The organism is Pseudomonadota bacterium, from assembly GCA_018242545.1.
Taxonomy (GTDB): Bacteria; Pseudomonadota; Alphaproteobacteria; order 16-39-46; family 16-39-46; genus 16-39-46.
On record JAFEBT010000031.1, the window covers coordinates 1 to 20,498 of the forward strand.

The following is a 20,498-nucleotide window of genomic DNA, read 5'->3' on the forward strand; positions in this document are numbered from 1 at the left end:
GTATCTCGAGCATAATAAGAAGCACCTGTTTGAGCTGTCACTTCATAGTCCATTAAACGCTCTAAAGTAAATTTAGCAACCTCTGCTAAAAAATCTTTATCTTGAGCTTGATTTAGTACCTCTAAAAATGTCATTTTATCTATAGTCATTGTTAAAACTCCTTTTGTTGCAATTTGGAATTTAACAATGACTCAATCTTTTTTAAAGACCTCTTTCGCTTGAGCTACTTTCAGGCTCCGCTCAAGAGGTCTTTCAATTTTACACCACTTATTGGGACGTATACAAAATCTGAGGATTATTAAAAATTAACTTTCCAATCCCTGGTCCTTCCCACGTCATGCCATCTCCGGCTTTCCGTGTCGCCAACCCAAAGTAAGTTCCTTCCTCTTCTCCTTCTTTTAAATACACCGCAAAATTAATTCCTCCTATACGATTATAAACAATATCCCCAGGCATTGGGCTCTCAACAGGCTTAAGACTTGTAACAGCTGCAAGATGTTCAGAATAACCTTTTTGTTCGCCAACATCTTTCCCCTTGAGATGTTGCCAAAGAATATCCACATCTATAATTGAGAGTCTTGCAGGAGAATTCACAACAAAAGCCACAAATGAAGCTGCATCATAGGCTTGGCAGACGTCTTCTTTCCCATTAAATTGAGAAAGGAGGGCTTGATGAAGTGTTGTAGGAGGCCATCCAAATTGAAATCCTGCATTGAAAGCAAGAACCCTATTTCCAGCCCAAAGAGGAGAAGCCTCAAAGCTTTCCTTTAGCCCTTTTATGGTAAGAGATTCAAGCTCTTCCGGAAGCATTGGAATTCCGTAAGCCATTTTATGGTCTAGAAAATAGTCTTGATTAAATGTTTGTGGGTCTAACGCGTTCAGAACATAGACGAGGGTGTTTTTAGCAACGGTTATCTGATGATCATGAAGGGAATGAGATGTTATATCCACACCTAATTTTTCAAGCTTTTCGGCAGTCAAACTCTCAAAAACCTCATCCAAAATGGGACGCTGAGAGGCAACCCCTTGGCCATTTCGACATCCTTGCGCTAAAATATCACAAATATTTTGAACTGGAAAAATCCCCATAAAAGCTTCAGGTTTCACGCCTTTAATTTCATCAAAATAGTTTGAAAAAGATGTCTTATCCCTTTCGACACGTGCTTTGACCTGAGTCAAAAACTCAGAAGTAATCTCGGATTTTCGGCCTTCTAACTGCTGTAGAAGATCTGTTAAAGTTTTCCAATTATGAGCTGTTACAGAATTATAAATATCAACAGCTCTTTCAACGACAGGGTGTGAAGGAGGGTTTTTGCTTAGAAATTCTCGTGTTTCTTCCTCATTTAATTTAATTTGCATTGCAAAGGAGTCTGTAGAAACCATCAGACAGATCAACGACAAAAATATTTTAAATTTCATATAAGATTTTCCTCATTTTTAAAAATTAAATTTTAAAGCAGGCATATAATTGAAAATCTAATAAATTGATGTTTATAAAACAACAAAAAAAACCTACTTAAATATATAGGCCTTTAAAGTTGCTTTAAACCTAAAGCTCATCATTTCAAATGAATAAGAAAACAATGTGCTCCCATAGAGTTTGTCCAAGCTTCAGTGAAACCTTTCTAAACATTTTTTATTAATTAAAAGCTCTTGTGTCTTTAAAACCCTCAATAAACAACAATTTTTTTGTGCATTATTAAGACACCAAAATACTTTTTGAATATTATATCAAAAGAACAAAATTGAATTATAATCAGGATAATTTAGGTTCAGAAAAACGCATGAGTCGTTAAAACTTAAGGCTTTAATTTTTAAAACTCACTGCACGTTAAATGAGTTGTATAAGAACACTCCTCCTGAGTAGGTCCAATACATTGCTTAACCTGATGAGAATCACATTTTTTCCCTCCCTTTACATCCTCTAAGTCTTCATTTCCAAAACTTTGAAAAGGCATGACAGTCATTCCAATAATAACTGAACAGATATATAAGGCATTTTTTATCATCTTCTTTATCGTCATTTAAACTCTCTCCTATTTTGTTTTATTTTTTAAGAGCTATTCTTTAATGATACGCCTAGAATTAATAATAAAAAATCTTTTTAAAAAATAAAAAATGTAATAGACTGATTTTAAGATATTTTTTTTATTTAAACGTAAACTTTAAGTATCATGCCTCAAAAAACTTTCAACTTTTCGTTAGAATTCTTTTTCTATCTCTTTTTTTTAAGTTTTCTAAGCTTATTGAATTCTCCATATGCTTTAACTTTTTCTGATGCCGAAGAAATACAAGCTCTCTACGATAATCAAATACACTCTTTAAGACCCACTCCCCTTGTTCTTCCTTCCCATTTTGAAAAAATTACAGATGTTCTTCCCCAATGCCACTGGCCTATGCTCCCTGCAAGTTACCGATGGGTTATTGATGAAACAGGTACTATTCTGCTTTACAATCATCTATCTGCACCCACTCATAATTTCGATTTTGTAATTTATGGTTCTTATCAAGATAACCGCGTTAATTTTCTCAGCCGATGGGACGCTGTCACGCATCATTCTTTTGCTTACACACGAACGCCACCTCTTCAAAATAGATACGCACGTGATAATTTTCCCATTAATAGTTCGGGGTTTAAATGGAATGGGCTTACGTTTGATCGTGGTCATTGTATTGACTTTTGTGATACCATGAATTTAACCAATCAAAAAATGGTTTCTCCAAATGAAATAAATCCTTCTATTTCAACTCTGGACCCTCGAAATTACACGCCTGAACCCCCTCGGACCCATTGGGGACGCTCTTTAAGAAAAGAACTTGTAGGTGCCATCCGAAGTCAAAAAGGATGCTATTCACAGTATCTCTATTATCCAGAAACCCCGCACACAACTGCTTACGGCACGCTTATTCCTAAAGGATGTTATTTTACAGAGCTCACCTCTTCTTATGCCCTACAAAATATTTATCATGTTCCTTGGGACCACCCCATTCATACCCAAAGGGCTCAAGGAACGGATTGGCGTAGGCGTCTTTCTTCTCTCTTGACACACGATGGATTTATCCCTTCTCCTTTTGTAGATGATCAAAGAAAACCTCTTTTTGAAAGAGGGTTCTCAACCCTTCCTTTTGAATATGAAATTCCTGAAAGGCCTTTAAGCTATCAGGAGTCTTTTCATCTAATCCGAACAGCTGACACAGAACTTTCCAGCGTAATAGGAAAAGAAAATTTATCTCTTTCTCTTCTTCAAAGAACCCAAAATGAAGAAGAAACAAAGCAATGGCTCTATCGCCTTTTGAATCATGCACAGTTTTTGGATGAATTAGGAAGCGTACATTTTTTACCAGAACGCTTAACAAAAAAGCTTCTCAAAGCTTTAAAAACTCAAACTTCTCTCGTGGATTTTGATGATCGTCTCTATGACCACCTCTTTCAAATTCAAGCTCATCAAGAAGACAGCTTTGGTCTTCAAAAACTTTTTGAGGAAGGACAAGTTCAAGGGGAAGAAATAGATTTTTCAAATCATATAAGACAGCCTCAAGTAAATTTACCATCAGTGATGGATATGAACATGTATCAAAAGCTAAACTCAGATTTTTATGCAAATATCAAAGCAGCTCTTCAAACAAGACGCCCTTTGCAATTATTAAACTTGTCTACCCCTCGTGCAAAAGCAGTTGCTGAATATATAAATTCTCTTATTGAGACAGGAGCGCTTTCTCAGGATGTGAGTATTTATTATTCTCCAAATTCCATTAAGAAATGGAATATTCAACCAGTTTTTGAGAGCAAACACATTGTTGCACGTCGGCTTGACTTTTAACTATATAATCACATCAAATCATTTAAAGAAGGATTATTTTTTGTGTGTCTAGATTTCCCCAAGACCCATCCAATAAAAAATAATATTAATGGAAAAATCATAACATAAGTCGAAAGAAGCAAAATAAAGAGACACATTATGAGTGAAATAAAAGAAGAAACCCAAACCCATTTTTGCTTTTTAAAAAGCTTCACCCCAGCCGCCATAATAACGACATATGAAAAGACAAAGACCGTACTTGGCAGTTTAATCAATTCAATTAAATCAAATTGGAAAATAAACTGTGTCAAAAGAGTCATTACAAAAAGGCCCCCTAAACTCCACAAAGCTCCAATAGGGGTTTTATATTTCTCATGAAGAGATGAAAGACATGATGGCAAATTGCCGCTGCGGGCTTGTGCATAAATGAGACGCGAAAAACCGGTAATATTTATATGGGTGGTCATAAATGCCATAAGAACAGCGAGAATAGTTACTACAAAGGCGCTCTCTTTTCCAAAAGCTTGACCAATGAGAATACTAAAAGGATCCATCATTGCTTTTGAAGAATGATAGACCCCTGAGGCTACTGTCACAAAAGAAACTCCTACATAGAGAATTGTTATAATAATCGCTGCTGTTAAGAGGCTGGGGAAAAAATTACGTTCAGGATTTTTATATTCTTCTGCAAGAGATGTTATCATTTCCCACCCACAAAAAGAAAAGAAAATAGGAACCATTGCGTAACCGACTGCACCCCATCCCATTGGTAGAAAAGGTGTAAATTCTTCTTTATTAATAAAAGGCAGGCCCGAAAACATAGAAAAAAGGATGAACGTAATAACCATACACACAACAGAAATTTGAGCTCTGGCAGCAATTTTAAGTCCAACTGCATTCAAGAGAAGAGATATAAAAATCATTAAAAAAGCAATAAGTGTAATAATTAGAGGAGATAAGGAAAAGAATCCACCCAAATAATTTGCTCCTATTAACGCAACAATAGGAGTTCCAATCGGAACAGAGCCCAAAAGAGCAAAACTAACTGCTCTCGTAAAACGCGTACCAAAAGCACGTGTTATGTATGAAAGAACACCTCCCGCATTGGGTATAATCCTTCCAAAAGATCCGAGAGTAAAAACAATTGGAAAAGTTACTATCGCAATACCTAGCCAGATAGCATAGAGCCTGGTCCAGCAATCGTAGCTGTCAAAGCGGGAAGAATAAGAATACTTACCCCAACAACAGCTCCAATACTTAAAGCGACACCTTACCAAAAACCAATTAATTTAAGTAATTGATTACCCTGCGCTTCGATCTTATTTTTCATGTAAGACATCTCAGTTTATAGAGGGAAGATTCTAAATCTTATGGAAAAAAGTGTTTTTTATGCTTCTTTTCACGGACAGCAATAATGCTTAAAACAAACAGACCTGTAAAAAACTTAAGATCAGAAGGCTCTAATCCAAGAGCGACAACCAATCCTTGTATTTGTTGATAAACAAGAGCTCCTAAAAAAGGCGCAAAGAGTTGTGCAAAAATACTTTTATTTTTTATAAGCCCTTCTCCAATAATAAGGGCCGCTAAAACATGGAGGACGAGTCCGAAGCCCATTCCCACATCTGTGTATCCTTGAATTTGAGCCATCAACCCTCCTGCAAGCCCACAGAGTAAATTTCCTGTAAAGAGCCCTAAGATCATATATTTTGGAACATTAATGCCTTGGCGTTCCGAAAAGAGAGGGCTTAGACCAATAGATCTAAATCTGAGTCCTTTTTCTGTTTTTAAAAATAAAAACAAAAGAACAATTAAAACAATTAAAATCCCGAGAACAAAAAGACTTTTAATTTCAAGGCCTTCTCCAATAAAAGTAAAAACTGTTGTCTGATCAAAAAGAGAAAGGTTCGGTTTTCCCATAAACCTTAAATTAAGGCTGTAAGCCATTGTTGTTAAAATAAGACCACATACCAATGTATTGACTTTTAAACTAATATGAATCAGCGCCGTGCCGGCTCCCAGCAGCCCGCCACAAAATCCCGCAATTAAAAGAGCTAAAAAAGGATCCATTCCACACATCACGAGAGCTGCACACACACTTCCCCCTAAAGGATAGGATCCTTCAGCTGTTAAGTCCGGAAAATTTAGAACCCGAAAAGGGATAAAAATGCCAAGAGCAACTAATGCAAGAACAAGTCCTTGTAAAACACCTACTGGGATAAGTTCAAAAAACATATTCATAATTTTTTGGGCTCCTTATTTTCCAAGTAAGCAGTTTCAGCTTGATAGAATAAATTTTCTAATTTTTTAAGCGTTAATTTCTTTTTATCATTTCCTTTTATATCATAGACGAACTCCCCCTGGTTCATGATAAGAAGTCGTGTACCATAGCGAAGTGCCTCTTGTAGATTATGGGTTACCATAAGGGTGGTAATTTTCTGTTTTTCAATTGTTTGAGCCATATGCTCCATAACAAGACGCTCCGTCTTAGAATCCAAAGCACTCGTATGCTCATCCAGAAGAAGAATTTTGGGATTTGAAGAAAGGGCCATCCGACATGCAATAACTTGTCTCTGTCCTCCTGACAAAGATCCTAATGGCAAATGAAGATATTTTTCGTACCCCAGCCCAAGTTCCTTAAGATTTTTTTCGATAGAATAGGCATGCCTCTCATAAAATTTTAATCGGGTTTTTTGACCTCTTAATAAGCTTAATGTCATATTTTCAAGAACATTCATATCTGTTAAAGCTGCCAGAGAAATATCCTGCGTAACAGTACTAACAAGATGGGATCTTTGATAAAGAGACTTATTTGTTATGTCTTCTCCATCAAGTATAATTGTTCCAGAGTCACAAGAATGTACGCCCGAAATTGTTTTAAGCAGCGTAGACTTTCCAGAACCATTAGAGCCAATAATAATACAAAATTCCCCTTCTTCTACAGAAAAATCAATCTCTTTTAAAACAGGAGAAACGCATTCGGGAAATGATTTACAAACTTTTGACAAACTTAACATAATTCTACTCAATAACTGTGATGTTAATTGTGCTGTTGAGATTCGTAATTCCAAGCTTTTCTGCCCGTTTTTTACTTATGAATCCATGATGATCTTGAGGAGAAGGATAAAGGGGAGGAACATCAGAAATGTTTTTTCCTTTTAAAAGTTGATCAATTAGGAGAGCGGCATTACGTCCGACTTGATAATACGTAACACCAAAACTCCCCAAGACCTGATTTTTATAAACAGCTTCTGAATCGGCATTAAAAACAGGGATATTCATGCGATCCGCTTCTGCAACAATAGTTGGAAGAGCGGGCTGAATAGGGCCGCTTGTTCCAACATAAATAAAATCAACTTTATCTTTAAAAAGCTGCATGCGTTGAGGAATATCACGCGCTTGATCCACAGGGACAACAACAACTTTAAATCCTAATTTTTGAGCCGCCTTTTCCATAAGCCGGACAAGAGCAAAATCATTTGCATCTGCCGTTGCACGCATAATTCCAACTCTCTTTGCATTTGGCAAAAGATCTTTTGCAAATATTAAGAAAAGCTCAAGATCTTGTTGATCAGAGGAGCCTGTTACATTTTCATGAGATTTATCAGCAGAACGAACGAGCCCCGATTCTACGGGATCCGTAATTGCTGAAAAAACAATAGGAACATTTTTTTGACTATTTTTAAGCACTTGCGCAATAGGCGTGGAAAGAGCAACCATAATCTTAGGATTATGGGCCATCATGTTTGAAATCATTTGAGGGATAAGAGAATGATCAAAATTGACATGGGAAATTTTAAAAGAAATTGTCTCATTTTCCTTAAAACCTTTTTCCTCAAGACCTTCTTTGATTCCACGTATTGTTTCTTCTAAGGATGAGTGTGGCCCGTAATTGGCGATCGTTATAATTGGAAGTGTGGAATGAGGTTTTTTGAGTTCATAAACAATAAACCCCAAAAAAATAGAGACGAGCAAACCAATGAATATGTTTTTAGAACGCGTTGACATCAGAGACCTCTTTAGAAAAAGAAAAATTTAAGAAAAGCAAGAGCAAAGGGCAAACTATTTTTGCCATCGCCATCCTTTTATTAAAGATCTGTCTCTGTTTCCGTACATGTTTCAGGGTTTCCGAATTTCAAACCTTTTTAGACTCAACTTTTTGTTCCTTTTTAAAATAGCCTTTTTTCTGCATCATAAGTCAAGAAAAAAAAGAAAAATGTTTTATCCTCTTCCTTAATTTAAGACTTTAAAAGAATTTCGTTGTTTTTCTGCAGATGTCATTTTAAAAAATGATTTTAAAAAAATTAAAATCCTTGTGATTTTTCTTCTTTATTTTTGCAAAAACAATGTTCTAATAATTTATTTCTTATTATTTGACTTAATTTTTTAGCGTTCTTACAAAATTAGTTCTATAATAAAGTTTTAAAAAGGAAAAGTCAGAGATGTATACAAAAACAACCCATAATATCATGGTTAATGTTGATGTCATTTATCTTGAGGAACAATCTGATCCTTCTCAACACCATTATATGTGGGCTTATCGTATTCGCCTTGAAAATTTAGGAAAAGAATCTGTTAGGCTCATTGGACGCCATTGGAAAATCACAGACTCTATGGGAAAACTTCATGAATTTTATGGAGAGGGCGTTATTGGACAAACACCCACTCTGATTCCTCATGAACCTTTTGAATACACGAGTGGAACTCCCCTTTCAACGCCTTCAGGAATCATGGCCGGGAACTATATAATGCTTACGGAAAATGGAAAAGAACTTTCCATTGAAATTCCACCTTTCTCTCTTGATAGCCCTTATCAAACAACCTCACTTCATTAAAAGGACATGATTACTTTTAGGCCTATCTTCTTTATCATTGGATTTTTAGTCTTCGTCTTATCCTGCCTTATGACGATTCCAATGCTTCTTGAACTGCGTGATAGTACCCAAGAGTGGCAATCTTTTGCTCTTGCTGGGATTATTGGGGCTGTTATAAGTCTTTTATTTATTTTCTCCACCCATTCTGATGAACCTATTACACTGCGAACTCAGGAAGTCTTTTTATTAACAGCTTTAAGCTGGATTACCTTATGCTTATTAGGCAGCTTGCCTTTTTTTTTATCTCAAACGCTTTCTTTGACTTTTACAGATGCCGTTTTTGAATCAACTTCTGGCCTTACAACAACTGGCTCTACAATTTTAACTAACCTTGATCATGTCTCAAGAGGATTTCTTTTATGGCGTGCCCTGCTCCAAGGAATCGGAGGTATTGGAATCATCGTTATGGCTCTTACGATTCTTCCCTTCTTACGTATTGGTGGAATGCATCTTTTTCACAGTGAATTTTCTGATCGTTCTGAAAAAATACTTCCGCGCGTTTCTCAAATTACCTCTGCTATTTTCATGATATATTCTTTTCTTATCATCGTTTGCATTCTTCTTTTAAATCTGGCAGGAATGACACCTTTTGATGCTCTTTGTCATGGGCTTTCCACCATTTCAACAGGAGGTTTTTCCACCCATAATAATTCTATTAATGCTTATTCTAATAATACTCTCCTTCAAATTATTCTCATTATTTTTATGATTATTGGAGGAAGCACATTAATTCTATTTATTCGTTTTAGCCGTGGTGAGACCAGGGTTCTTTGGCAAGATGCTCAAATGCGTGCTTATTTGTATGTTTTAGGAACGTGCATTGCTCTCTTAAGCCTTTGGAATGTTACCGTCAACAATCAACCCATTGCGCAAAGTCTTCTCAATTCCTCTTTCAGTGTTGCGTCTATTATTACAACAACGGGCTTTATAACAGGTGACTATAGTACTTGGGGTGGGTTCCCAGTTGTTCTCTTTTTTTTCTTAATGTTTAGTGGTGGATGCACAGGATCAACAAGCGGAGGCATTAAAATATTTCGCTTTCAAGTTCTTTGCTTAATTGCCCGCACACATCTTAAACTTTTAAGACTCCCCCATGGTATTTTTATTCCAATCTATAACAAACATCCCATTTCAGAATCCATTACACTTTCCGTCTTAACCTTTTTTACGCTTTATGGATTTTCTTTTGCGGCTATTGCAGCGGCTCTTGCTCTGACTGACCTGGACCTTGTTACAGCTCTCTCAGCAGCAGCAAGTTCTCTTGGAAATGTTGGGCCAGGCCTGGGGAATATCATTGGACCAACAGGAACTTTTGCTTCTCTTAAAAATGAAGCCAAATGGATTTTGACCTTTGCGATGCTTTTAGGCCGCCTTGAGCTTTTGACAATTTTGATTCTTTTTACACCGACTTTTTGGAGACATTAAAATTTTTATTTAAGAGATTGACATCAATACATTAAGGGAAATAACCATGATACTTATCGATCGACACCTGTTTCCTCCTTCCAAGCCTCTAAAATTCAAGCGTAGAAGCTTTACCCACCCACCCACTGATACTGGGCATCTCGTTGAATTTTATCAAGAATTGAAAGTGGATGAAGATTATTTCCTTCTCATAGAATATCTCCAAATGTCTATAGAGGTAATCAAACTAAGAGAAAGAGCTTCTCGAAAGGAGGTTGTTGATTTTCAAAAACAAGCAACTCAAAAATATCTTGACTTTATTGCTTTTATGGAAAGCTTTTCTGAGGCAAAAAAACGTCAGCTTATACACTTGATTTGTCAAAAATATATATATTGGTTAGAAAATGATCCAGAAGATGAATGGAGATGGAAGCCTCATTTATCTCCACCTGCTATCTTAAAGAGAAAAGACAGTCTACCCATATTGACACAATGGATTATTGATGAACCACAAAACTCTGAGCCTTTCAAGTGGCTGGGCCTGTTTTATTTTAATACTGAAGGCGGCCTAAATCTAAAAGACGAATATTTTACAGCTTTAGAACGTTCATTATATTTAAACCCTAAAGATGATATCGTAAGAAAAGTACTGATTTCTCGTTTTTTTGCATGGATAGATTTTTCAACGCATCACTTATTAAGCGATAGCGGCTATATAGGATCACCCACTGAAGATCTTAAATTATGCTTAAAAATTGAAACTTACATAAAAGATCTTCAAGATAGAAATGACCAAGAAAGATCAAATGCACTCCTCAAAGAATATCGTGAAATGATTCAAGGCTATCAAGAATATGCCATTTTTAGAAAACAAAACTCTTCTTTGAAAACAAGTTTTAAAGAATGGAAAACATCTCGTTTATCGCATTCTTCAAAGGACACACCATAAGTCATAATTTCTAAAATTTTCTTCCAAGCCTGTTGGGTTTATAAAGCATCTCGTCCCAGTTGGCTTATTGAGCACTGTTCTATGAAATTTCAAATTTTTTTTTGGAAATTTAACTTATAACGTTCTTTTAAAGAAAAAACAGTACATCAAATATCGTTTCAGTCTATTAAAAGATAAAAATACAATTCATTTTTTATCTTTATCCACGATAAAGAGAGAACCTTTTGGTAATAAGACTCACCGCATCCCAGGGCCCAAATAAAACAGCGCCATAATAAATTAAATCCTCTTCCTTTGTTTGATGAGTATTATCGAGTTGTTCTTGATAGGTTCCACCTGTCATTGTATTCAGAAAGACGCCAAACTGAATTTTCTGCTCCTTTGAAGCTTGAACAGCTTTCCGGATTTCACTTGATTTTCCACGCAAAATTATAAAAGGCATTTGGGATATATTTGGATAAATATTCCCATCTTTGTCAATATAATCGTTCAATCTTAAGAGATCTTTTTTTAAATTTGCTCCAAACCCAAGTGTCATATGCGCAATTGCGTTCATGGCAACACCAATTTCAATATCTTTATTCACAAGAGCAACAAGTTTATTTTCAAATGACATTTTTAATCCTTCCTCTTTCCTTTATTTGACAGAAACAACTTTTGCTTCCGTTAGAAGACACAAATCTTTTCCTTTTATGCTAAAGACAGAATTTGGGGTTCCCGCGGCTGCCCATAAAGTGTCAAATTTTAAGAGATCTTCATCGATAAAAATGAGATCAATTTTTTGGGCATGTCCTATCGGTGGGATTCCACCAATTGCAAAGCCTGTTACCTCTCGCGTATAGTCAGCATCCGCCTTTGTAATTTCCTCTTCAAGATAAGATTCGATACATTTTTCATTTACGCGATTCGGACCAGAAACAAGAATTAAGAGAGGGCTTTGAGTCTTTTTTGTTTTAAAAATCAGTGATTTTACAATTTGGGAAACATCACAATTGAGTGTTGCAGCCGCCTCTTCTGCTGTCCGTGTGCTTTGAGACAGCATCTTTACAGTGCATTGCAATCCTTTCTGGTTGAGAGCCTCTTGAACACTCTGGGCACTTTTTGCCAACTTTTCTGTCATTTCATTATTCCTAATCTTTTAATCTATTTTTCTTTTAACAAAGAGCCAAGGTCCTTATCAATATACTTTTCGCTTCAAAACGCCCATATAATTTATGCCTGTATCTTGGGAAATTTTCCACTTACTGGCCCAAAGGTCGTAGGTCACCCCAACAAGATCTTCAAATATAAAGTTGTCCTCTCTCAAAGCCTCATAAATTTCAGAAGGTTTTAAAAAATGCGTCCAGTGATGTGTGTTTTTTGGAACCCACTTTAAAATATACTCTGCCATTACAATCCCAAAAAGGTAAGATTTAATCGTTCTATGAAATGTTGATACAAATAAAGACCCTTCTTGCTTTAAGGCTGAGCCACACGCTTTTAAAAAATATTTTGGATTTTCGACATGTTCTAAAACCTCAAGAGCAAGAACCACGTCAAATTTTAAAGAGCTAGTTTTAAGATACGCTTCGAGCGTGGTTGCATAATACTGAATATCAAGGTTTTCTTCTTTTGCATGAAAAGAGGCTACTTCTATGTTTTCAGGGATAACATCCAGTCCTGTAACATCCGCACCAAGACGCGCAAGAGGTTCTGCTAAAATCCCTCCCCCACATCCCACATCTAAGATTTTTAATCCCTTTAAATCCCCGCCTACCCAGTCTTTAATATATTGAACCCGCAAGGGATTCAAACGATGGAGCATCGAAAAAGGTCCTCCCTCTATCCACCAAAGGTCAGATAATTTTCTAAAATGGTTAATTTCTTTGAGATTCAGAGAGGAGGTCATTTTTTTATCCAAATTTTTATCCAAAAAGATTGACAAGTACGCCTGAGGCTATCATCTTATGAATGTTTTGAAAAGAGATTAACCTTTTAACCCCTTTAACCTTAGGATGAAAATGCCTTCTTCCTTGGCACAAAACCCAGCATCTTATCCTTCATCCCCTCAAGAAAAACTTCAAATCTTGTGGCAACGAGGATGTGACTTTCTAAAATCACGCTATGGGATTTTAGGAGGCGCAATGACTTGGGTTTCTGAAAGAAATCTTGTTTCTGCAATTTCAAATGCAGGTGGTTTTGGTGTTCTTGCCTGTGGAGCAATGTCTCCAGATCTTCTAAAACAAGAGATAATAGCGACCCAATCCCTGACAAAGCATTCTTTTGGCGTAAATCTTATTACGATGCATCCGCAATTTGAAGAACTCATGGATGTGCTCATTGAAACAAAAGTATCTCATGCCGTTTTAGGAGGTGGTCTTCCAACTGCTCCTTCTATTAATACGCTCAAGAAAGCTGGGATTCGCGTTATTTGCTTTGCACCAGCGCTCATTATTGCAAAAAAACTTATAAAAAATGGGACAGATGCTCTTATTTTGGAAGGAAATGAAGCCGGAGGTCACATTGGACCTGTTTCAACAAGTGTTCTTGCTCAAGAAATCTTACCTATTCTCGCCAAAGATCTTCCCATTTTCATTGCAGGGGGAATTGGCCGAGGAGAAATGATGATTTCCTATCTTGAAATGGGTGCTTCCGGATGTCAACTTGGCACACGTTTCGTCTGCGCTTTTGAATCGCGCGCACATCAAAATTTCAAACAAGCTTTCATTCGTGCCAATGCTCGAGATGCTCTAGTTTCTGTTCAAATTGATGCCCGTTTCCCAGTTATTCCCGTCAGATCTCTCTCAAATGGTGCGACACGTTCTTTCTTAATCGCACAACAAAATGCAATTGATAAATATGAAAAAGGTCTTATTGATCTTAAAACAGCTCAACTCGAAATCGAGCATTATTGGGCAGGAACCTTACGGAAAGCAGTCGTAGAAGGAGACATTGAAAATGGATCCCTTATGGCTGGCCAAAGTGTTGGCATGGTATGTCAAGAACAATCAACACATGACATCATCCAAGAACTGCTGGCTCAAGCTTATCACGCACTTGAGACACGGACACACTCTTCTTCCAATTAATACGCCATTTAAGGAAATTTATGTCAGATAAAAATCAAAATCTACCACGCCGTTTAATTCGTCTTTTAAAAGACATTATGGCAGGAACTTTATCGTCCGATAAAAAACGAGATTACATTTTGCGGTGTATTCATGCTGCCTTTGCATCTGACACAGTATCACTTTATAGAATGAACCCCCATGTTTCTCAAGAATTTATTTTAGTTGACCATAAGGGAATACGATCCGAAGGCTTTTATAAGAAAATACTCTCTTCTGAAGATGGTATTTTAAGTGCACTCTTTCAAAATAAAATTCCTGTTTATATTGAAGATCTTTCAAAACATCCAAAATTTGGGGTCTATAAAGCTGAATTTAAAACAATATTAGGGATTCCTCTCTTAAGAGGAGGAAGATGTATTGGCGCCTTATTTATTAAGCACAAAGAAAGAAAAAGTTTTTCAGAAGAAGAAATAGAATATCTTGAAACAGTTGCAATCACACTTTCAGAAATTGTTGTCCAATCCATTTCTCAAACATCCTCTTTAGAATCAGATGTAATTTCTCATAAAATTTCTGGAATTTCTTTATCTCAAGGTATTGGGATTGGAAAACCATATTTTTATAAACCTGAAAACATTTCTCATAAAATATTGTCAGATAATCCTTCTTATGAAATTCAGCGTTTAAAAAGTGCTTTAGATTCTTTTAATGCCACGCTTGAAGAGACTTTAAATAACCTTACAGATAATCTTGAAAAAAATGAACACCTTCAGTCTCCCTTGGATATTCTTAAATCTTATCACATGTTTTCTCAAGATAAAGGATGGATTCAAAGCATTCACGATGCCATTAATACTGGACTTACTGCGGAGTCGTCCCTCGAAAAGGTTCTGTCTGATATTAAGTTCAAACTTCTCTCAAGCCATGAATCGTTCGCGATTGAATTTCTTTATGATATTGAAGATGTTACCCATCGGCTTTTGAGTGTCCTCGTTGGAGACAAAAAAATATCTTCCCTTAAAAATCTCGACATTGATTTTATTCTTGTCGCTAAAAGTCTTGGGCCTGCAGAGCTCTTAGACTACACCCATCCTCATCTTAAAGGAATTATCTTAGAAGAAGGATCAGCGACATCCCATGTTGCCATCATTGGCAGAGCTCTTGGAATTCCAATTCTTGGATGGACATCGCACGCTCTCACACAAATTTCTGAGGGATCAAACGTGATTGTGGATGCAACCTCTGGATTTGCTTATATAAACCCAGCAGAATACATTTTAAATACTTATACTCAAGAAATAGAAGCTTATACTATTTCTAAAACAACTTCTCAGAAAATAGCCCCCTCTCCTTCTACTCCACTGCAACTTACCACAAAAAATGGTGTTCCGGTTTCTCTTTTATTAAACGCGGGCCTTTCTCTTGATCTTAACCACCTTTCAACATTTAATGCCGATGGTATCGGCCTTTTTAGAACCGAAATTCCCTTTATGCTTGAAGGGGAATTTCCAGACGTTCCCACCCAAACACGTATGTACAAGAAAATTTTTGATCTTGCCCAAGATAAGCCTATTTTATTTAGAATCCTTGACATTGGGGGAGACAAACCTCTTCCTTATTTTAACCATCCTGAGAATGCGAATCCGCTCCTTGGCTGGAGAGCCTTACGCATTCTCTTAGATCGTCCTTCCCTTCTGAAACATCAGATACGTTCTCTTATTCGTGCAGCTCAAGGAAAAGATCTTTATCTTATGTTTCCAATGGTTAGTGAGTATGTTGAATTTGAACTTGCTAAAAAAATTGTTCATCAAGAGATCGAAAGAGAGCTCTCTTTCAACAGAGCAACACCTAATTCTCTTAAATGCGGCATCACTCTTGAGGTTCCAGCGCTTGCTTGGCAACTTCCAAAATTTATCCAACATGTTGATTTTATTTCCATAGGAAGCAATGATCTTTTTCAATTCTTTTTTGCTTCCGATCGATGCAATCCACAACTTTATAACCGATATGATGTTCTTTCACCTGGATTTTTGTCTTTTTTGAAGTATATCCTTGATGTCTGTCGAAATTATGAAAAACCGATTAGTCTTTGTGGTGAAATGGCTTCTCATCCTATTGAAGCACTTGCTCTTATAGGCATAGGCTTTAGAACACTTTCTTTGAATCCATCTTGTTTTTTATCCATAAAAAAAATGATCCAAAATCTTGATGTAGAGCTTATTTCTCTCTTTTTAGAGCCTCTTCTCTCTTCAAGCGACCATTCTCTTCGGAAAAAAATTAAACGCTATGCCCATCAAAATTTAGGTCTTGCCGTCTAAAAAAAGGAATATATTTCCTATACCGGCTTAAGATGTTGAGGATGAAATTCTATTTTAAGAGCACGTCTGCACCCATCAAGAATAAGAAAATCACATCTTTGCTGTCTATCAGGGCCTGAAATCTCTTTAAAATAGAATGTTTTTGTTGGACTTGAAGACGTTTTCATAGCATTTAAATCATTTTCTATTTTTTTTAAGAAAGCTTCTACCCCACTATCAGAACTTTTTTGGATAAAACTGTAAAAGATCAATCTTAAGAAGCGTATTTTTGCCAAACTCTGTTTTTGCTTTACAAATTTGACTCCCAAAATCAAGAAAAGTAAAATTAAAGATATTCTTTCTCTGATATAAAATTCCAAATTTTTTTGAGTCTTCCTCTTCTTGAATGACCAACGTCTCCTCTTCATCTTCTTCGTTAATAAATGTCCTTATACGCGAAAGGATTTGCATCAGATTTTCCCGGATTTTCAGGCTTTTCTGTGTTTTTTAACTTTCCTGACTTATGCTTTTCTGGCTTAATTTCTTCATATCCACCTCTACTCAAGCATCCCCCTGCTTGAGCCGAAAAACGGCTTTCACTTCCCCCCATAATCAGAGAACTGAATAAAAAAAGAGTATAAAACGTTTCATTTTTTTTCTTTTAAAAAATTAATAAGAAAACTTTAAGGGATTAATTTTTTTGTGTTCTTCCAACGTTTTAGATTTTTCCTATTTCTTTAAAAACGTATTTCCTTTACGGCTCCATTTATTCCGAATTGGTTTTTCCATATAATGGTGAACAACATATGTAAGAACATAAGACATAAGACAGGCAACGATGATCCCGATGGGAAGAGAAAAACCATAATCATACAAAATATACATAATAATATATCCTGGAATTGCATGAATCAAATAAAGAGGGTAACTCATTTCAGAAATTTCCCTTAAAATCGGAACATGATGGGATTTATGAGGTTCACTTTTTGCAATATACCAAATAAAGAGAAAAAGGGCCGGAAAAAAACTAAAAACTATACGAAACCAAACAACAGGCGTAAAAATTAAATAACTTTCAATAAGAAAGAAAAGAGAGGTTAGAATACAAAAAGTAATAAAGACTTTTTGAGAGATTTTTTTTAAAAGAAAAAAAGAAAAGCACATCCCAATCAGCAAAAAACAAAAATAATTTAGGTTATTACTTAAAATTTTAAAAAACTGATAGGCATAAAAATGTGTCTTTTGATCTTCATACAAAAGAGAAGCTAAATAAAAGCACCCAAAAAAGAGAAACGTTTTTAAGAATAGAAGCCCGCGTGGAGAAGGCCTTTGAATCAAAGGATAGACCACAAGGCAAAAAAGAAAAAATTTTACCTCAATTTCAAAAGTCCACACAATTCCTGTAATAAAAGGGTACCCTAAAAAATCACGTACGCAGAAAAAAGAAGCAATAACCGACTTTAAAGTATGAACAAAATCCAAACCATTATAAAGGCATGCGCCCCAAATAAATATAATATTTATTGCAAGCCCAATAGCGTAGATAGGCCACAAGCGGAAAAAGCGATTTTTAAAAAAGGAAGCACGGGTGGGGTACTTCTCAATTAAGGATGGAACAAGAAATCCACTAATTAAGAAAAATTCAGCCACTGCAAATTTTCCAAGATCAAAAGGAAAATCTTTTACCATTTGAATTAAATCTTGATTCGGAAATTCAAGCGGCGTGAAGACTGAATAGAGCGCAGAGAGTCCTTGAGCCGTAAAAAAGAAAATAAAGTAGTGATAAATTAGCACAAAGAGCGCGGACATCGCTCTGAGGTTATTTATTTTATGAGATAAGTTTGGATAAGAATGAAAAAGGATCATCTACGCCTTACACCTTTTATTTTTGTTTTTTTAAGACCCATTCATCATAACAAAAAAAATTCTTTATCATCATCATAAAGTTCAAATACATAACTCTTTTTTCTACTCATGACATAAAAATATATTTTAAACAAGCCACGATAAATATCTACATCTTCTGAAAATCAAAGATAAGCAGATAATATTTAAGAATTACAAAGCATGGTACATCGTTTTTTTTCAAGATTCATCTTTCTTATAAATTTATTTTAAGCTGAATTATGAAAGAAAGTGTTTCTTTGCTTTTCATTTTATATTATTGTTATAATTCGAGTTTCAGAAACATACATTCGTAAATAAAAAATATAATGGTTTCTTCATGAAAAATAAAAAAATGTCCGTACCTGCACGTGAAGTAGAAGATAAAAACATCTCAAATACGTCTTCAAGTCCTATAGGAGCCTTACTCAGAAAAAAAAGAGAAGAGCATAAAATTCCCCTCGACAAAGCCTCTCAACAGCTTTGTATTCGAAAAGCTTTTTTAAAAGCAATTGAAGAGGGAGATACAGAAAATCTTCCTGAGCGTGTTTATACCCTCGGATTCGTCAAAAGTTATGCAACCTACTTAGAGCTCGATAAAGACTCAATTCTCCTTGAGTATCAAAAAGAAAATAATACAAGTAAAGAACCTGATTTCTCTTCTTTTCCAGATGCTCTTCCTAAAAAAAGCACGCCGTCTTATCTAAGTTATCTCATTGGTCTCATAATCATCATTTTGGGCATTGGGCTTTGGATTTATTTTAACTCAGATATGTCTTCCCTTTTTAATTCCTCTCTTCCCCCTTCCCCACAACCTTTAAATTCTACCCCAGTCAAAACAATTGAACTTCCTTCCTCTTTGCCTAGCCTTTCCTCTGAAACCAAAGAGCCTTCTTTTGATCACACTCCTTTGTTATCTCCTGATCAAAATAATAACGCCTCTTCATCCCCCGAGAGCTCTACCGAAACTTCCCTCACTGAAACTTCGTCCATTGAAGACTTTCCTTCAGAAAAAAATCCTTCAGAATCCTCCGCAAGCCCGCTTTCGCCTTCTGAAGAAGATTCTTCTCTTTCTTCTCCTGCTGCCCCTCCCGAAATCCTGTTGACGGCAAAAGAACGTGTATGGGTTCAGATTACAAATGCTTCTGGTGTTCCAAGTTACACAAAAATAATGCAACCAGGAGAATTTTATAAACTTCCTTCAGGAGATGACGCTTATTTAACAATTGGAAATGCAGGAGGGCTTGAGATTTCTCTTGATCATAAAGTTATGCCTCCTCTTGGTAAATCCGGACAGGTTATAAGAAATTTTTCTTTAAATTCTCAAAAACTTTTAGAACAACTTCCCCCAAAAATTGACACGCCTTAAATCAAAAACTTCTCTCCTAACAAAAAAACAAATATATAAAAATAAATTACCTTGAAATTTTCTTCTAAAAACCCTACATAATATACATGTTCTTTTAACTTTTTCTCAAATTAAATTATAATTAAGGAAATATATTATGAAAACATTATCTAAAGTTTGTTCAGTTTTACTTCTCGGAACAAGCCTTATTTCTGGTTCTTCTTTTGCAATGTCAGGCGGTGCCGCGGCTGCTGAAGAAGAGAGAACACCTCGAACCTATGGTCCCGCTAAAAGCTTTTATATAAAGAACCATTATTCAGCAAAAGCTCTCGCAGATCAACTCAGTGATTCCCTTGAAGGTGATACCTTATCAGTAAGAATAGATGGACATATATTCTCTCAGCAAGTACGAAAAGTGACTTCTGACTCCTTTGATGACGCAGCAGTTATAAATGATTTTTTTGCTAATTTTGGTAAACCTTGGACTTATAAACATGCGGTTTACAGCCTTCCTGAAGCCGCGGCACAGGCAGCCTCTAGGCGCACAGGGTCCCAACTTTCACCGCGTTGTGTTCATATAGTAAATGCAATTACTTCTTCTATTGACATAGAAGGCATCGAAAAAGAACGTGGCACAATGGTGCGTCCTGTCTCAAGCCTTCTTTCTTTATGTCCTCAATTAGAAGCCTTAACTTTGAGATTATTGACTGTGGATCGTCTCGGAGTAGATGCTCTACAAGCAACCGGGAGGCTTTCTTCCTTAAGAAGCTTATCTCTTACCCTTGCTCATATGGGGGATAAAGAGGTCGCAACATTGTTTTCTACAGGTTCTTTTCCAGTATTAGGGCGTGTCATCAATTAAATTGACAAAGAAGGAGAGAGAAGAGATATTGAG

General features: G+C 36.0%; 21 protein-coding genes. 8 read left to right on the forward strand and 13 right to left on the reverse strand.

Annotation, left to right across the window (positions count from 1 at the left end; translation table 11 throughout):
• The 3 genes from JSS34_05065 to JSS34_05075 all read right to left on the reverse strand — a co-directional run.
• On the reverse strand, nt 1–149 hold a 149-nt coding region (locus tag JSS34_05065; protein ID MBS0185694.1), incomplete at its 3' end, for an IS256 family transposase.
• A 118-nt stretch (nt 150–267) separates the two neighbouring features.
• A complete protein-coding gene (locus tag JSS34_05070) occupies nt 268–1,419 on the reverse strand; it encodes a hypothetical protein (GenBank protein ID MBS0185695.1) in 1,152 nt (383 codons plus the stop codon).
• Between the two features lie 395 nt (nt 1,420–1,814).
• Nucleotides 1,815–2,024, reverse strand: coding sequence for a hypothetical protein (locus tag JSS34_05075; GenBank protein MBS0185696.1), 210 nt, complete (start codon nt 2,022–2,024; stop codon nt 1,815–1,817).
• 222 nt (nt 2,025–2,246) lie between these two features.
• Between JSS34_05075 and JSS34_05080 the strand changes: the two genes are divergently transcribed.
• Nucleotides 2,247–3,821, forward strand: a complete 1,575-nt coding sequence (locus tag JSS34_05080) for a hypothetical protein (GenBank protein MBS0185697.1) — start codon at nt 2,247–2,249, stop codon at nt 3,819–3,821.
• Nucleotides 3,822–3,829: 8 nt separating this feature from the next.
• Here the strand turns inward: JSS34_05080 and JSS34_05085 are convergent, their stop codons facing one another.
• From JSS34_05085 to JSS34_05100, 4 genes are all read right to left on the reverse strand, one after another.
• Nucleotides 3,830–5,077, reverse strand: coding sequence for an amino acid permease (locus JSS34_05085; protein MBS0185698.1), 1,248 nt, complete (start codon nt 5,075–5,077; stop codon nt 3,830–3,832).
• A gap of 91 nt (nt 5,078–5,168) precedes the next feature.
• The gene (locus JSS34_05090) at nt 5,169–6,032 is read right to left on the reverse strand and encodes an ABC transporter permease (GenBank protein ID MBS0185699.1); all 864 of its coding nucleotides are present in this window, start codon (nt 6,030–6,032) and stop codon (nt 5,169–5,171) included.
• 2 nt (nt 6,033–6,034) lie between these two features.
• Complete coding sequence (locus JSS34_05095) at nt 6,035–6,814, reverse strand: ATP-binding cassette domain-containing protein (protein ID MBS0185700.1); 780 nt, start codon at nt 6,812–6,814, stop codon at nt 6,035–6,037.
• 4 nt (nt 6,815–6,818) lie between these two features.
• Entirely contained in the window at nt 6,819–7,805 is a 987-nt protein-coding gene (locus tag JSS34_05100) for an ABC transporter substrate-binding protein (protein MBS0185701.1), read from the reverse strand.
• A 434-nt stretch (nt 7,806–8,239) separates the two neighbouring features.
• Here JSS34_05100 and apaG point away from each other — a divergent pair, with 434 nt between their 5' ends.
• The 3 genes from apaG to JSS34_05115 are packed head-to-tail and all read left to right on the forward strand — an operon-like array spanning nt 8,240 to nt 11,024.
• Nucleotides 8,240–8,632, forward strand: a complete 393-nt coding sequence (apaG, locus tag JSS34_05105) for a Co2+/Mg2+ efflux protein ApaG (protein ID MBS0185702.1) — start codon at nt 8,240–8,242, stop codon at nt 8,630–8,632.
• A 6-nt stretch (nt 8,633–8,638) separates the two neighbouring features.
• Entirely contained in the window at nt 8,639–10,096 is a 1,458-nt protein-coding gene (locus JSS34_05110; GenBank protein MBS0185703.1) for a TrkH family potassium uptake protein, read from the forward strand.
• Between the two features lie 46 nt (nt 10,097–10,142).
• Entirely contained in the window at nt 10,143–11,024 is an 882-nt protein-coding gene (locus JSS34_05115) for a hypothetical protein (protein MBS0185704.1), read from the forward strand.
• A 199-nt stretch (nt 11,025–11,223) separates the two neighbouring features.
• Here JSS34_05115 and JSS34_05120 read toward each other — a convergent pair whose 3' ends face one another.
• Genes JSS34_05120 through ubiG form a run of 3 tightly spaced genes read right to left on the reverse strand, consistent with a single transcriptional unit; the run spans nt 11,224 to nt 12,912 of the window.
• Nucleotides 11,224–11,640, reverse strand: coding sequence for a DUF2000 domain-containing protein (locus tag JSS34_05120; protein MBS0185705.1), 417 nt, complete (start codon nt 11,638–11,640; stop codon nt 11,224–11,226).
• A gap of 21 nt (nt 11,641–11,661) precedes the next feature.
• Complete coding sequence (locus JSS34_05125; protein ID MBS0185706.1) at nt 11,662–12,144, reverse strand: YbaK/EbsC family protein; 483 nt, start codon at nt 12,142–12,144, stop codon at nt 11,662–11,664.
• Nucleotides 12,145–12,201: 57 nt separating this feature from the next.
• Entirely contained in the window at nt 12,202–12,912 is a 711-nt protein-coding gene (gene ubiG, locus JSS34_05130; GenBank protein ID MBS0185707.1) for a bifunctional 2-polyprenyl-6-hydroxyphenol methylase/3-demethylubiquinol 3-O-methyltransferase UbiG, read from the reverse strand.
• 112 nt (nt 12,913–13,024) lie between these two features.
• On the opposite strand from ubiG, the gene JSS34_05135 reads away from it, so the two are divergent.
• Both JSS34_05135 and ptsP read left to right on the forward strand, forming a co-directional pair.
• The gene (locus JSS34_05135) at nt 13,025–14,092 is read left to right on the forward strand and encodes a nitronate monooxygenase (protein MBS0185708.1); all 1,068 of its coding nucleotides are present in this window, start codon (nt 13,025–13,027) and stop codon (nt 14,090–14,092) included.
• A 20-nt stretch (nt 14,093–14,112) separates the two neighbouring features.
• Complete coding sequence (gene ptsP, locus JSS34_05140; GenBank protein MBS0185709.1) at nt 14,113–16,392, forward strand: phosphoenolpyruvate--protein phosphotransferase; 2,280 nt, start codon at nt 14,113–14,115, stop codon at nt 16,390–16,392.
• A 17-nt stretch (nt 16,393–16,409) separates the two neighbouring features.
• Here the strand turns inward: ptsP and JSS34_05145 are convergent, their stop codons facing one another.
• The 3 genes from JSS34_05145 to JSS34_05155 form a co-directional block, all read right to left on the reverse strand.
• On the reverse strand, nt 16,410–16,559 hold the full coding sequence (locus JSS34_05145) for a hypothetical protein (GenBank protein ID MBS0185710.1): 150 nt from the start codon (nt 16,557–16,559) through the stop codon (nt 16,410–16,412).
• A 248-nt stretch (nt 16,560–16,807) separates the two neighbouring features.
• A complete protein-coding gene (locus JSS34_05150; GenBank protein MBS0185711.1) occupies nt 16,808–16,981 on the reverse strand; it encodes a hypothetical protein in 174 nt (57 codons plus the stop codon).
• Between the two features lie 119 nt (nt 16,982–17,100).
• The gene (locus tag JSS34_05155; GenBank protein MBS0185712.1) at nt 17,101–18,237 is read right to left on the reverse strand and encodes an acyltransferase; all 1,137 of its coding nucleotides are present in this window, start codon (nt 18,235–18,237) and stop codon (nt 17,101–17,103) included.
• A gap of 358 nt (nt 18,238–18,595) precedes the next feature.
• On the opposite strand from JSS34_05155, the gene JSS34_05160 reads away from it, so the two are divergent.
• Complete coding sequence (locus JSS34_05160; GenBank protein MBS0185713.1) at nt 18,596–19,624, forward strand: helix-turn-helix domain-containing protein; 1,029 nt, start codon at nt 18,596–18,598, stop codon at nt 19,622–19,624.
• Between the two features lie 136 nt (nt 19,625–19,760).
• Nucleotides 19,761–20,465 (forward strand): hypothetical protein, encoded by a 705-nt coding sequence (locus JSS34_05165; protein ID MBS0185714.1) that lies wholly within the window; start codon nt 19,761–19,763, stop codon nt 20,463–20,465.
• Nucleotides 20,466–20,498: the final 33 nt, after the last annotated feature.

What these genes read in the sequence shown, in the direction of transcription:
- JSS34_05070 (MBS0185695.1), bottom strand. Translation starts at nt 1,419, where the DNA reads ATGAAATTTAAAATATTTTTGTCGTTGATCTGTCTGATGGTTTCTACA.
- JSS34_05075 (MBS0185696.1), bottom strand. Translation starts at nt 2,024, where the DNA reads ATGACGATAAAGAAGATGATAAAAAATGCCTTATATATCTGTTCAGTT.
- JSS34_05090 (MBS0185699.1), bottom strand. Translation starts at nt 6,032, where the DNA reads ATGTTTTTTGAACTTATCCCAGTAGGTGTTTTACAAGGACTTGTTCTT.
- JSS34_05095 (MBS0185700.1), bottom strand. Translation starts at nt 6,814, where the DNA reads ATGTTAAGTTTGTCAAAAGTTTGTAAATCATTTCCCGAATGCGTTTCT.
- JSS34_05100 (MBS0185701.1), bottom strand. Translation starts at nt 7,805, where the DNA reads ATGTCAACGCGTTCTAAAAACATATTCATTGGTTTGCTCGTCTCTATT.
- apaG (MBS0185702.1), top strand. Translation starts at nt 8,240, where the DNA reads ATGTATACAAAAACAACCCATAATATCATGGTTAATGTTGATGTCATT.
- JSS34_05110 (MBS0185703.1), top strand. Translation starts at nt 8,639, where the DNA reads ATGATTACTTTTAGGCCTATCTTCTTTATCATTGGATTTTTAGTCTTC.
- JSS34_05115 (MBS0185704.1), top strand. Translation starts at nt 10,143, where the DNA reads ATGATACTTATCGATCGACACCTGTTTCCTCCTTCCAAGCCTCTAAAA.
- JSS34_05120 (MBS0185705.1), bottom strand. Translation starts at nt 11,640, where the DNA reads ATGTCATTTGAAAATAAACTTGTTGCTCTTGTGAATAAAGATATTGAA.
- JSS34_05125 (MBS0185706.1), bottom strand. Translation starts at nt 12,144, where the DNA reads ATGACAGAAAAGTTGGCAAAAAGTGCCCAGAGTGTTCAAGAGGCTCTC.
- ubiG (MBS0185707.1), bottom strand. Translation starts at nt 12,912, where the DNA reads ATGACCTCCTCTCTGAATCTCAAAGAAATTAACCATTTTAGAAAATTA.
- JSS34_05135 (MBS0185708.1), top strand. Translation starts at nt 13,025, where the DNA reads ATGCCTTCTTCCTTGGCACAAAACCCAGCATCTTATCCTTCATCCCCT.
- ptsP (MBS0185709.1), top strand. Translation starts at nt 14,113, where the DNA reads ATGTCAGATAAAAATCAAAATCTACCACGCCGTTTAATTCGTCTTTTA.
- JSS34_05145 (MBS0185710.1), bottom strand. Translation starts at nt 16,559, where the DNA reads ATGAAAACGTCTTCAAGTCCAACAAAAACATTCTATTTTAAAGAGATT.
- JSS34_05150 (MBS0185711.1), bottom strand. Translation starts at nt 16,981, where the DNA reads ATGGGGGGAAGTGAAAGCCGTTTTTCGGCTCAAGCAGGGGGATGCTTG.
- JSS34_05155 (MBS0185712.1), bottom strand. Translation starts at nt 18,237, where the DNA reads ATGATCCTTTTTCATTCTTATCCAAACTTATCTCATAAAATAAATAAC.
- JSS34_05160 (MBS0185713.1), top strand. Translation starts at nt 18,596, where the DNA reads ATGAAAAATAAAAAAATGTCCGTACCTGCACGTGAAGTAGAAGATAAA.
- JSS34_05165 (MBS0185714.1), top strand. Translation starts at nt 19,761, where the DNA reads ATGAAAACATTATCTAAAGTTTGTTCAGTTTTACTTCTCGGAACAAGC.